Origin of the sequence: Pseudomonas sp. RIT-PI-q (assembly GCF_001297125.1) — a bacterium.
GTDB lineage: Bacteria > Pseudomonadota > Gammaproteobacteria > Pseudomonadales > Pseudomonadaceae > Aquipseudomonas.
Genome location: NZ_LHPC01000025.1, coordinates 93417 through 106142 on the forward strand (window position 1 = coordinate 93417; position 12726 = coordinate 106142).

At 60.7% G+C, this 12726-nt stretch carries 13 protein-coding genes; 8 read left to right on the forward strand and 5 right to left on the reverse strand.

Going from position 1 to position 12726, the window contains the following annotated elements; genetic code table 11:
- Positions 1-37: 37 nt before the first annotated feature.
- A complete protein-coding gene (gene dprA, locus AEQ67_RS10160; protein WP_059403749.1) occupies positions 38-1144 on the reverse strand; it encodes a DNA-processing protein DprA in 1107 nt (368 codons plus the stop codon).
- Between the two features lie 79 nt (positions 1145-1223).
- Entirely contained in the window at positions 1224-2249 is a 1026-nt protein-coding gene (locus AEQ67_RS10165; RefSeq protein WP_059403750.1) for a LysM peptidoglycan-binding domain-containing protein, read from the reverse strand.
- A 167-nt stretch (positions 2250-2416) separates the two neighbouring features.
- On the opposite strand from AEQ67_RS10165, the gene def reads away from it, so the two are divergent.
- From def to AEQ67_RS10190, 5 genes are all read left to right on the forward strand, one after another.
- Complete coding sequence (gene def, locus AEQ67_RS10170) at positions 2417-2923, forward strand: peptide deformylase (protein ID WP_027926190.1); 507 nt, start codon at positions 2417-2419, stop codon at positions 2921-2923.
- 70 nt (positions 2924-2993) lie between these two features.
- The gene (gene fmt / locus AEQ67_RS10175; protein ID WP_059403751.1) at positions 2994-3953 is read left to right on the forward strand and encodes a methionyl-tRNA formyltransferase; all 960 of its coding nucleotides are present in this window, start codon (positions 2994-2996) and stop codon (positions 3951-3953) included.
- Complete coding sequence (rsmB, locus tag AEQ67_RS10180) at positions 3950-5260, forward strand: 16S rRNA (cytosine(967)-C(5))-methyltransferase RsmB (protein WP_059403752.1); 1311 nt, start codon at positions 3950-3952, stop codon at positions 5258-5260. Before fmt ends, rsmB begins: the two co-directional genes overlap by 4 nt.
- Before the next feature lie 22 nt (positions 5261-5282).
- A complete protein-coding gene (gene trkA, locus AEQ67_RS10185; RefSeq protein ID WP_059403753.1) occupies positions 5283-6656 on the forward strand; it encodes a Trk system potassium transporter TrkA in 1374 nt (457 codons plus the stop codon).
- A gap of 158 nt (positions 6657-6814) precedes the next feature.
- Positions 6815-7129: a tetratricopeptide repeat protein gene (locus AEQ67_RS10190; protein WP_059403754.1), complete on the forward strand. Its 315-nt coding sequence runs from the start codon at positions 6815-6817 to the stop codon at positions 7127-7129.
- Here AEQ67_RS10190 and AEQ67_RS10195 read toward each other — a convergent pair whose 3' ends face one another.
- The 3 genes from AEQ67_RS10195 to tag all read right to left on the reverse strand — a co-directional run bounded on the left by AEQ67_RS10195 (position 7130) and on the right by tag (position 9026).
- Positions 7130-7369, reverse strand: a complete 240-nt coding sequence (locus AEQ67_RS10195) for a PilZ domain-containing protein (RefSeq protein WP_059403755.1) — start codon at positions 7367-7369, stop codon at positions 7130-7132.
- 171 nt (positions 7370-7540) lie between these two features.
- Positions 7541-8428, reverse strand: coding sequence for a lysophospholipid acyltransferase (locus AEQ67_RS10200; RefSeq protein ID WP_059403756.1), 888 nt, complete (start codon positions 8426-8428; stop codon positions 7541-7543).
- 40 nt (positions 8429-8468) lie between these two features.
- On the reverse strand, positions 8469-9026 hold the full coding sequence (gene tag / locus AEQ67_RS10205) for a DNA-3-methyladenine glycosylase I (protein WP_059403757.1): 558 nt from the start codon (positions 9024-9026) through the stop codon (positions 8469-8471).
- Positions 9027-9107: 81 nt separating this feature from the next.
- Between tag and glyQ the strand changes: the two genes are divergently transcribed.
- The 3 genes from glyQ to gmhB are packed head-to-tail and all read left to right on the forward strand — an operon-like array spanning position 9108 to position 12652.
- Complete coding sequence (gene glyQ, locus AEQ67_RS10210) at positions 9108-10061, forward strand: glycine--tRNA ligase subunit alpha (RefSeq protein ID WP_008155694.1); 954 nt, start codon at positions 9108-9110, stop codon at positions 10059-10061.
- A complete protein-coding gene (gene glyS / locus AEQ67_RS10215; protein ID WP_059403758.1) occupies positions 10058-12112 on the forward strand; it encodes a glycine--tRNA ligase subunit beta in 2055 nt (684 codons plus the stop codon). Before glyQ ends, glyS begins: the two co-directional genes overlap by 4 nt.
- A gap of 6 nt (positions 12113-12118) precedes the next feature.
- Entirely contained in the window at positions 12119-12652 is a 534-nt protein-coding gene (gene gmhB / locus AEQ67_RS10220; RefSeq protein ID WP_059403759.1) for a D-glycero-beta-D-manno-heptose 1,7-bisphosphate 7-phosphatase, read from the forward strand.
- Positions 12653-12726 lie beyond the last annotated feature (74 nt).

Here is a 12726-nt window from a genome sequence, read left to right on the forward strand (position 1 = left end):
AAGGCTCTGCGCAGTTTACCGATCTTCATTATAAAACCTAGCTCACCCGCGCAAACCAGCGCCCGTTTTCGCAGACCGCCCGGCCATCCATTTCCAGTTCGGTCAACGCTGCCAGTACCTTCGGCAAGGTCCAGCCGCTGCTGTCGGCCAGCGCTTCACTGGTGTGGGGTGCCGCGTGGAGCAGCAAAAGCAGCGGATGGCTCGGCATGGCCGACGTCGCCGCTGTGGATAACGGCAGCCGTTGCCACCCGCGCAAGGCCTCCAGGATGTGCTCGATGGTTTCCACCAATACCGCACCGTCGCGAATCAACTGATGACAACCACGGGCACCGGGATGATGAATCGACCCCGGAATCGCATACACCTCGCGCCCTTGCTCCGCCGCCAGCCTTGCCGTGATCAACGAACCGCTGGCGACACTGGCCTCGACCACCAGCACGCCGAGGGATAAACCGCTGATGATTCGATTGCGCCGTGGGAAGTTGCTGGCGCTAGGACCGGCATCCAACGGGAACTCCGAAAGCACCGCGCTACCCGAGGCAATCATCGCGTCAGCCAGGCGTCGATTGCGCTGTGGATAAAACTTTTCAAGTCCCGTGCCAAGTACACCCACCGTTCGCCCGCCACCGTCCAAAGCTGCCTGATGCGCGGCGGCATCGATGCCCAGGGCCAGGCCGCTGGTAATCACGAAACCGGCGCTGGCCAAACTGCGGGAAACCGCGGCTGCGGTGTCCATGCCTGGCCGGGAAGCGCGACGGCTCCCGACCATCGCCAATTGCGGTTTTTCCAGAATGTCTGGATCTCCCGCCACGAATAATAGCGGCGGTGCATCATTGATTTCTGCCAGCAGCGCCGGGTACTCGGGTTGGTCCCACATCAGTAAATGCTGGCCCGGACGCTCTAGCCAGGCCAATGCATGGCTCGCGCCATCGCGGATTTCACTGGATCGCCGAGCCTCTGAGCAAGCGAGCGGCAGGCCGAGCGAACGCCAGGCACTGGCCGGCGCACTGATGGCTTTGGACGCCGAGCCGAAGGCCTCGAGCAATTTCTTGAAACGCACCGGGCCGAGTTCCGGCAAGCGATGCAAACGTAAACGAGCTTCCAGTTCCGCTGGGGAAACCGGTGCAAATGCAGGCAGCGACATGGATCATCCTTGATCGTTATGAGCCCCGTTCAAACGGGAATAAGCTGTGGATAACTCTGTTGGTAACTTGTGGAGCAGGCTAAGGATTTCGCACCTTGTCCATCACCGCCAGGGACCGCGATGCGTTCAGCACCAAGCCGTAACTGAGTTTGTCGTAAGTACGGAACACCATCAGCAAACCCGCACGCTCATCGGGAATTTTCAGCGGTTGACCGGTGATTCGATCGCGCACGGTTTCACCCGTTTTCATCACCACCAACACGTTGCCCTCGGCCAGGCCATCGCGCTGGCCCTTGTTCAGCGTCACCACATCCATGGCGCCGATCTGGGTCACGCCGCGCGGCACGTCGATGATCAACCCATTGATCTGGCTTTTGGGTGCACTGGGCATGAAGGTCGAGTTGATCGAGCGCTCTTCACCGCTGAACAAACGGTCGCCGAGGCGCACTTCCTGGGTCGTGCGTTGCAATGCCAGGGTGGCAACGTCGCCTTCGGTGGCGACAATTTCACCGCCGCCGATGTCGTCGGCGTTGATCCCCAAGAACTCTTTGCTGTCGGGATCGGTGTAGACCTTGCCTTGGCGGAAGATGCCGTAGACCGGTTGATTCGGGTCGAAATGGCCGCGGGCGAAGATGCGGTCACCGGTGCCGCTGAGCACCCGTTCGGCATCGCCGGCGACGATGTAGGGCGCCTTGTCGAAATCCTCGACCTTATCGACGATGCGGTTACTCAGCAGAAAGCTGTTGATCGATTGCAGCGGAATGCTCGGGATCGCATCGGCCACCGGGCTGCTGCGAATACGCGGCGACAGCTTGATGGTGCCCCGGGAAGCCCCGCGATTGAGGGTCAGTCGCGGCTGGCCGTTGACGTAGACCAGCGACAGCAAATCGCCGGGGTAGATGAGGTTGGGGTTTTCGACCTGTGGATTGGCCTGCCAAAGCTCGGGCCATTTCCACGGCTCACGAAGGAATTTTCCGGAGATGTCCCAGAGTGTGTCACCCGTTACCACTGTGTATTGCTGTGGAAAACCTTCCTTGAGTTGCACTTGCCCATGCGCAAAACCGGCCGAGGCCAGAAGGAGCAAGGCGAGTAGTGATTTCCTCATGCGGTGAATCCCTTTATTATGTGCATTCGCGTAGAACGCCAGAGCCCTCGTGGCTCGCTCCCCGTTCATGACTGAAAAGGGAGCTACGTTTTACAACGGTAGCCGGCATCTTCTGACCCGCCAGGCCATCGACCCGACTTTACCTCACACGTGCAGCAATTAAGCTTATGGCCATTTTAGACATCCTCGAATTCCCCGACTCACGCCTGCGCACTATCGCCAAACCTGTGGCCGTAGTGGACGACGAAGTGCGTCAGTTGGTCGATGACATGTTTGAAACAATGTATGAAGCGCCAGGCATCGGCCTCGCCGCGACCCAGGTCAACGTGCACAAACGGATTGTCGTGATGGACCTCTCCGAAGACCGCAGCGAGCCCCGGGTGTTCATCAACCCCGAGTTCGAAACCCTGACCGACGAAATGGAGCAATACCAGGAAGGCTGCCTCTCGGTGCCAGGCTTCTACGAAAACGTCGACCGCCCGCAGAAGGTCAAGATCAAGGCCCTGGACCGCGACGGCCAGCCTTACGAACTGATCGCCGAAGGCCTGCTCGCGGTGTGCATCCAGCATGAATGCGACCACCTCAACGGCAAATTGTTCGTCGACTACCTGTCCAGTCTCAAACGCGACCGAATCAAAAAGAAACTGGAAAAGCTCCATCGCCAGAACGCTTGATGCCCCTCTTTCAAAGGCTTGCTGCGGCAAGCCTTTTTCTTTTGCGACTGCTTTGTAATAGAGAGCTTCCATGACTGAGCCACTGCGCATCGTCTTTGCCGGCACCCCGGAATTCGCCGCCGAACACCTCAAGGCCCTGCTCGACAGCCCTTTCGAGATCATCGCGGTCTACACCCAACCGGACCGTCCGGCAGGTCGCGGGCAAAAACTGATGCCGAGCCCGGTCAAGCAGTTGGCGTTGGAAAACAGTATCCCGGTGTTGCAGCCGCCGACCCTGCGCAACGAAGACGCTCAGGCTGAACTGGCTGCGTTGAAGCCCGATTTGCTGGTGGTGGTCGCCTACGGCCTGATCCTGCCGCAAGTGGTGCTGGATATTCCGCGCCTGGGCTGCATCAACAGCCACGCGTCCTTGTTGCCACGCTGGCGCGGTGCGGCGCCGATCCAGCGCGCCGTTGAAGCGGGCGATGCCGAAAGCGGCGTGACCGTGATGCGCATGGAGCTGGGCCTCGACACCGGGCCGATGCTGCTGAAAGTCACCACGCCGATCACCGCTGAAGACACCGGCGGCAGCCTCCACGACCGTCTGGCGGAAATGGGTCCACCGGCCGTTGTTCAAGCGATCGCCGGCCTCGCTGCCGGAACGCTGGAAGGCGAAGTGCAGGACGACAGCCTCGCCACGTATGCTCACAAATTGAACAAAGATGAAGCGCGCATCGACTGGAGCCGTCCGGCGGTTGAGCTGGAACGCCTGGTCCGCGCCTTCAATCCGTGGCCAATCACCCACAGCACGCTGAACGGCGAAACCCTGAAAGTGCTGGCCGCGAGCCTTGCCGAAGGGCAGGGCGCACCGGGGCAAATCCTCAGCGCCAGCAAGGACGGTTTGATCGTTGCCTGCGGCGAACAAGCCCTGTGCCTGACCCGTCTGCAATTGCCCGGTGGCAAGGCGCTGAACTTCAGCGACTTGTTCAACAGCCGTCGTGAGAAATTTGCCGTCGGCACCGTGCTCGGCCAAACGGCGGACGCTCAATGAATCCACGTCTGGCCGCCGCCAAGGCACTTGCTGCAGTTCTTAACGGAAAAGCCTCACTCAACAGTTCCCTGCCGACACAAATGGACAAGGTCGAAGACCGCGATCGCGGCTTCACCCAAGACTTGGCGTTCGGCACCGCTCGCTGGCAGCCGCGTTTGTCGGCGCTGGCGGCCAAGTTGCTGCAAAAGCCGTTCAAAGCGGCGGACGCCGATGTCGAAGCGCTGTTGCTGGTCGGTCTCTATCAACTGCTCTATACCCGCGTTCCCGCCCACGCTGCCATCGGCGAAACCGTGGGTTGCGCCGACAAGCTGAAAAAGCCTTGGGCCAAGGCCTTGCTCAACGCCGTGCTGCGCCGCGCCCAGCGCGAAAGCGAGGCGCTGTTGGCCGAACTGGAACACGACCCGGTGGTGCGCACCGCTCATCCGCGCTGGCTGCAAAAATCGCTGAAGGCGTTCTGGCCTGAGCAATGGGAAGCCATTTGCGCGGCGAACAACGCACATCCGCCGATGATTTTGCGGGTCAACCGTCGCCATCACACCCGCGATGCTTACCTCGGGTTGCTGAGCGACGCCGGTATCGCCGCCACACCGTGTGTTTACAGTCCGGACGGCATCATCCTCGACGCCGCCGCCGACGTGCACTGCCTGCCGGGTTTCGCCGAAGGCTGGATCAGCGTGCAGGACGAAGCGGCGCAATTGGCCGCTGACCTGCTCGATCTGGCACCCGGTCAACGCGTGCGGGATGCCTGCTGCGCCCCGGGCGGCAAGACCTGCCACATCCTTGAGGCCGAGCCGGCACTCGCCGGCGTGGTCGCGGTGGACCTGGAAGCCAAGCGCTTGGTGCGGGTGCGGGAAAACCTCGCACGCTTGGGCTTGAGCGCTGAACTGATCGCCGCCGATGGCCGCGACACCGCGACCTGGTGGGACGGCAAACCGTTCCAGCGCATTCTGCTCGACGCGCCGTGCTCGGCCACCGGCGTGATCCGCCGTCACCCGGACATCAAGCTGACCCGCCAACCCGACGACATCACCGCGCTGGCGGTGTTGCAGGGCGAACTGCTCGACGCGATGTGGATAACTTTGGACGTCGGCGGGATTCTGCTTTACGCCACCTGTTCCACACTGCCGACCGAGAACACCGAGGTCATCGAAGCCTTCCTCGCCCGCACACCGGGTGCCCGCGAACTGGACCTCGCCACGACGGCTGGCATCAAGCAGCCTCACGGCCGCCAATTGCTGGCCCAGGAAGGCGGCCACGACGGGTTCTACTACGCCAAGCTGATCAAGATCGCCGCCGCGCGCGGTTAAACGGATTCAATGGAGTGACTGGATGAAAATCATCATCCTCGGTGCGGGGCAGGTCGGCGGTTCGCTGGCAGAACACTTGGCCAGCGAGGCCAACGACATCACTGTGGTCGACACCGATGGCGAACGCCTGCGCGACCTCGGCGATCGGCTGGACATTCGCACCGTGCAGGGCCGCGCGTCGTTTCCGACCGTGCTGCGTCAGGCCGGGGCGGACGATGCCGACATGCTGGTGGCCGTGACCAACAGCGACGAGACCAACATGGTCGCCTGCCAGGTCGCCCACACGCTGTTCCATACCCCGACCAAGATCGCCCGGGTCCGCGAAGCCGCGTACCTGACACGCGGCGGGCTGTTCAACAACGAAGCGATCCCGGTAGATGTGCTGATCAGCCCCGAACAGGTGGTCACCAACTACATCAAGCGCCTGATCGAGCATCCGGGTGCCTTGCAGGTGATCGACTTCGCCGAAGGCAAAGCCCAATTGGTCGCGGTAAAAGCCTATTACGGCGGTCCATTGGTGGGCCAGCAGTTGCGTCAGTTGCGCGAACACATGCCGAATGTCGAAACCCGCGTCGCGGCGATTTTCCGACGTGACCGGCCGATCCTGCCCCAGGGCGACACGGTGATCGAGGCCGACGACGAAGTCTTTTTCATCGCCGCCAAGGCGAATATTCGTGCGGTCATGAGTGAAATGCGCCGTCTCGACGAAACCTACAAACGCATCGTCATCGCTGGCGGCGGGCAGATTGGCGAGCGACTGGCCGAGGCCATCGAAAGCCGTTACCAAGTGAAGATCATCGAGATGAACCCGGCGCGCTGCCGTCATCTCTCGGACAATCTCGACAGCACCGTGGTCCTGCAGGGCAGCGCATCGGACCGGGATCTGCTGCTGGAAGAGAACATCGCCGACGCCGACCTGTTCCTGGCCCTGACCAACGACGACGAAGCCAACATCATGTCCTCGCTACTGGCCAAGCGCCTGGGCGCGAAGAAGGTGATGACGATCATCAACAACCCGGCCTACGTCGATCTGATTCAGGGCGGCGATATCGACATCGCCATCAGCCCGCAATTGGCGACCATCGGCACCTTGTTGGCCCACGTGCGCCGTGGCGATATCGTCAGCGTGCACTCACTGCGCCGTGGCGCGGCGGAGGCCATCGAGGCGATTGCGCATGGTGATGCGAAGTCGAGCAAAGTTATCGGCAAGGCCATTGAGAACATCGGCCTGCCGCCGGGCACGACCATTGGCGCGATTATTCGCGACGAGGAAGTGATCATCGCGCATGACGACACGGTGATCGCGGCGGGCGACCATGTGATTCTGTTCCTTGTGGATAAAAAGCATATTCGCGATGTGGAGAAGCTGTTCCATGTGGGGTTGAGCTTTTTCTGATCTGAATTTTGCGTTGGCTGATCTGGCCTCTTCGCGGGCAAGCCTCGCTCCTACAGATTTTGGCCGTTCACATTTATGCGTACGGCACAGACCTGTAGGAGCGAGGCTTGCCCGCGAAGGCGATCGCAAAATTCTCACATAAATCAAAGGTGCCTACGATGATCGAATCCCTGGAAAAAATGCTCGCCAAGGGTGTGGATAACTCACTGCTGCGCTTCGGCCTCGGCAAGGGATATCTGGATCTGGGGGAAAACGCCAAGGCGGCCGAACATTTCCAGCGCTGTGTCGAGTTCGATCCGAAGTATTCGGCGGCCTGGAAGCTGTTGGGCAAGGCCTATCTGGCGCTGGCTGACTTTGCGGCTGCGCGTCAGGCGTGGGAGCAGGGACTGGAAGCCGCCCGTGCCCATGGTGACAAGCAGGCGGAGAAGGAGATGACGGTGTTTCTGAAGAAGCTCGAGCGTCAGGCGCACTGATCAGAGATAACGCAGGCCAATCCCCTCGGCATCCACCAACACCACTTCCATGCGCACGCGCGGCGCGCCTGTGGGTAAGTCCTGAACCTGACCATAAACCACCGCGCCCTTGGGCAACGCCGACAAGCGCGGATGCTTGACGTAGACGCCTGTGGTCGACAGGTTCCGCGTCTGGCCCAGGCACTCGCCGAAGCTTTCGTGGCTGATCTTGATGCGGAATGATTTGCGCTGTTCGGACATCTTCGTGCGCCCTTATATGAACCTGTTGTGGATAACGTCGTTCTGTAGGAGCGAGGCTTGCCCGCGAAGGCAATTTCCAATCCAACATCAATGTTGAATTTAATGGCCTCTTCGCGGGCAAGCCTCGCTCCTACAGGAGGTTCAGGTTATCCACAGATCGTGCCATTTATGTCAGTACCAGCGCTCTTCGCCGGGTGGACGCTTCTTGAAGCGCTTCATGCTCCACATGTACTGGCTCGGATACGCCCGCACATAGCGCTCGACCACCTGGCTCATGGCCGCGCAGGAGGTCTCGGTATCGGTGCTGTACATGGCCTCTGGCGCGGCTTCGAGGATCACTTTGTAGCCTGAACCGTCCGGCAGACGCAGGGCATGCAGGAACACACCGACCGCTTTGCCACCGGCCAACATGTTCGGCACAAACTTGCTGGTCAACGCCTGAGTGGCGAAGAACGGCACGAAAATCCCGGCGGATTCGGCCGGTTCCGGGTCAGCGGGAATGCCCACTGCACCACCTTTGCGCACTTCCTTGATGACACTGAGGATGCCTTCCTTGGTGGACGCGGCGACCTTGTTACCCAGTTGTACGCGCTGCTTGCGCAGCAAATCATCCACCGCCTTCAATTTCGGCGGACGATAGAAAATGATCGGTTTGCACTGGCTGCAATAGAAGTGGTTCAACACTTCCCAGTTGCCCAGGTGGCTGGTGATGCCAACGACACCTTTGCCGGAGGCGAGGGCGTCCTTCAGCACGTCGAGCCCTTCAACTTCGCGCACCAGGTCGATGGAACGCTGGGCCGGCCAGATCCAGGCGCAGGCGCTTTCGGTCAGGGACTTGCCGATGTCTTTCAGGCTCTGGCCCACCAGACGCTCACGTTCGGCCGGGTCCATGTCCGGGAAACACTTGGCAAGATTGATCCGCACCACGTCGCGTGAACGGTTGGGGGTTTTCCACATGAACCAGCCAATGGCCGTGCCCACCGCTTGCACTGCCCGCCACGGGAGCAGGGCAAACAACCGCAGAGCGCCTACCAGCAAGGCGCCTTTCAACTTATCCACAGGTCACTCCTGATCTTGTGCTGTGTGCGAGGCGGCCATTCTAACCGCCGTTCGCCAGCACCGCGTAGCGATCGCAATCCCGGGTGTGGTCCATGACCATGCCCGAGGCCTGCATCAGCGCGTAGCAAATGGTCGGACCGACGAAGGTAAAACCGGCCTTTTTCAAACCTTTGCTCATCTCCACGGCGACCGGCGTCACGGCCGGCACTTCAGTGCGATCCTTGAAGTGATTGATCACCGGCTTGCCGCCGACGAAGGACCAGAGAAACTCCACCGGGTCCTCCAGCGCCAGCCAGGCCTGGGCATTGCGCCGGGCGGCGTTGAGTTTGAGGCGATTGCGAATAATGCCCGGATCGAGCATCAATTCATCGATTTCCGCGTCGCTCATCTGCGCCACACGCTGCACGTCGAAGCCGAACATCACCTCGCGATAGCGCTCGCGTTTACGCAGCACGGTGATCCAGGAAAGGCCGGCCTGGAACCCTTCGAGCAAAAGCAACTCGAACAATCCCTGCGCATCGCGTAGCGGCGTGCCCCACTCCTGATCGTGATAAGCCATGTATAGCGGATCTTCGGAACACCAAAAGCAGCGTGGCATAAGGCTCCAGGGGGCGTGCGCAGGACCGAATCGGGTATACTCCCGCTCTTTAAATCGCAGCCCAAGAAACAGGTGAATTTCGTGAGCCAGCCTACGCCAGCCGTGCGTACCTTCCAAGACTTGATCCTCGCCCTCCAGCAATACTGGGCCGAGCAAGGTTGTGTGGTACTTCAGCCCTACGATATGGAAGTAGGCGCCGGCACTTTCCACACTGCTACATTCCTGCGTGCCATTGGCCCGGAAACCTGGAACGCCGCTTATGTGCAGCCCAGTCGTCGCCCGACTGACGGCCGCTACGGCGAAAACCCGAACCGTCTGCAGCACTATTACCAATTCCAGGTAGTTCTGAAGCCGAACCCGGACAACTTCCAGGAACTGTACCTGGGCTCCCTGAAGCATGTCGGCCTGGACCCGTTGGTTCACGACATTCGCTTCGTCGAAGACAACTGGGAGTCGCCAACCCTGGGCGCCTGGGGCCTGGGCTGGGAAGTCTGGCTCAACGGCATGGAAGTGACGCAGTTCACGTACTTCCAGCAAGCGGGCGGCATCGAGTGCTACCCGGTGACCGGCGAGATCACCTACGGTCTTGAGCGTCTGGCCATGTACCTGCAAGGCGTGGACTCGGTCTACGACCTGGTCTGGGCTGACGGCCCGATGGGCAAAGTCACCTACGGCGACGTGTTCCACCAGAACGAAGTGGAGCAGTCGACCTACAACTTCGAACACGCCAACGTCGAAAAGCTGTTCGAACTGTTCGATTTCTACGAAAGCGAAGCCAAGCGCCTGATCGAACTCGACCAGCCGCTGCCGTTGCCGAGCTATGAAATGGTGTTGAAGGCTTCCCATACCTTCAACCTGCTGGATGCGCGCCGGGCGATCTCGGTGACCGCGCGTCAGCAATACATTCTGCGCGTGCGCACCCTGGCGCGTTCCGTTGCGCAAGCCTACCTGCTGGCTCGCGCCAAGCTGGGCTTCCCGATGGCGACCCCGGACCTGCGTGATGAAGTGTTGGCTAAGCTGGAGGCTGCACAATGAGTGCTCTGGATTTTCTGGTTGAACTGGGCACTGAAGAACTGCCACCCAAAGCCCTGAACACCCTGGCCGAGGCGTTTCTTGCCGGTATCGACAAGGGCCTGCAAGCGGCTGGCCTGAACTACGAGACCAAAACCGTCTACGCCGCGCCGCGTCGTCTGGCCGTGCTGATCACCGATCTGGCCACTCAGCAGCCGGATCGCAGCATCAACCTCGACGGCCCGCCACGTCAGGCCGCATTCGATGCCGAAGGCAACCCGACTCAGGCGGCACTGGGCTTCGCCAAGAAGTGCGGCGTCGACCTGAGCGAAATCGATCAGAGCGGCCCGAAACTGCGCTACAGCCAGAGCATCGCCGGTAAACCGACCGCGAGCCTGCTGCCGACCATCGTCGAAGATTCCCTGAACGACTTGCCGATTCCAAAGCGCATGCGCTGGGGCGCTCGCAAGGAAGAATTCGTTCGCCCGACCCAGTGGCTGGTGATGCTGCTCGGTGACCAGGTCATCGATTGCACGATCCTCGCCCAGAAGGCCGGTCGCGATTCCCGTGGTCACCGCTTCCATCACCCGGAAAGCGTGCGCATCACTTCGCCGGCCAACTACCTGAGCGACCTGCGTGCCGCTTACGTTCTGGCCGACTCCAACGAGCGTCGCGAGCTGATCAGCAAGCGCACCGAAGAGTTGGCAACGATGCAGGAAGGTACGGCCATCGTGCCGCCAGCCTTGCTCGACGAAGTCACCGCGCTGGTTGAATGGCCGGTGCCGCTGGTGTGCTCGTTCGAAGAACGTTTCCTCGACGTGCCGCAAGAAGCCCTGATCACCACCATGCAGGACAACCAGAAGTACTTCTGCCTGCTGGATGCCGACGGCAAGTTGCTGCCACGTTTCATCACCGTGGCCAACATCGAAAGCAAAGACCCGCAGCAGATCATCGCCGGTAACGAGAAAGTGGTTCGCCCACGCCTTACCGACGCCGAGTTCTTCTTCAAGCAAGACAAGAAGCAGAAACTCGAAGACTTCAACCTGCGCCTGCAAAACGTGGTGTTCCAGGAAAAACTCGGCAGCGTCTGCGACAAGGCCGAACGCGTTTCCAAACTCGCTGCGTTCATCGCTCAGCGCATTGGCGGCAACGCAGCATGGGCTTCCCGTGCCGGCCTGTTGTCCAAGTGCGACCTGGCGACCGAGATGGTCGGTGAGTTCCCGGAGATGCAAGGTGTCGCCGGTTACTACTACGCCCTCAATGACGGCGAGCCGGAAGATGTCGCACTGGCGCTGAACGAGCAGTACATGCCGCGCGGTGCCGGCGCTGAACTGCCGACCACCCTGACCGGTGCGGCCGTGGCCATCGCCGACAAGCTCGACACCCTGGTCGGCATCTTCGGTATCGGCATGCTGCCCACCGGTAGCAAAGACCCGTATGCCCTGCGCCGTGCTGCACTCGGCGTGTTGCGCATCCTGATCGACAAGAAGCTCGACCTCGACCTGAACGACGCCGTGGCTTTCGCCGTGAATGCGTTCGGTAGCAAGGTCAAGGCTGCCGGCCTCAACGATTCGGTGCTGGAATTCATCTTCGACCGTCTGCGTGCCCGTTACGAAGACGAAGGTGTCGACGTCGGCACCTACCTGTCGGTTCGTGCCCTGAAACCGGGTTCGGCGCTGGACTTCGACCAGCGCGTGCAAGCGGTAGAGGCCTTCCGCAAATTGCCGGAAGCCGCTGCCCTGGCCGCCGTGAACAAGCGCGTTTCGAACTTGCTGAGCAAGGTCGAAGGCACTGTTCCTACGCTCGTTGAAGCGAAGTACTTCGACAACGCCAACGAATTCTCCCTGTACTCGGCGATCCAGCAGGCAGACCAGGCTGTACAGCCGATGGCTGCCGCGCGTCAGTACAGCGAATCGCTGGCACGTCTGGCTGCCTTGCGCGAGCCAGTAGATGCGTTCTTCGAGGCGGTGATGGTCAACGCGGAAGATGCCAAAGTCCGCGGCAACCGTTATGCCTTGCTGGCGCGTCTGCGTGGGCTGTTCCTCGGCGTCGCCGACATTTCGCTGCTGGGGTAAGACTGTTTGAAACTGCTGATTCTCGATCGGGACGGGGTGATCAATTACGACTCCGACGCTTATATCAAGTCGGTGGAGGAGTGGATTCCACTCCCCGGTTCGATCGCAGCCATCGCGCAGTTGAGCAAGGCCGGCTGGACGGTAGCGGTGGCTACCAACCAGTCGGGCATTGCTCGCGGCTATTACGACATCGCCACCCTGGACGCCATGCACGAGCGCTTGCGCTCGCTCGTGGCGGAGCAGGGCGGTGAGGTCGGGCTGATCGTCTATTGCCCGCACGGGCCGGACGATGGCTGCGATTGCCGCAAGCCAAAACCCGGGATGTTGAAAACCATCGCCGCGCATTACAACGTGTCGCTGACTAATCTATGGTTCGTCGGCGATACCCTTGGTGACCTGGAAGCCGCCAAAGCCGTCGATTCTCAGCCAGTTTTAGTAAAGACCGGGAAAGGCGAAAAGACTTTGGGCAAGACCCTACCGGTGGGCACCTTGATTTTTGACGATCTGGCGGCGATTGCCGCAGAACTTATCCACAATTAGAGTGCTTCGATTGTTCCTGGCCAAGGATTGATCGGGAGTGCGCTTTATATAGACGGGCAGAGCCCGCACGGTAA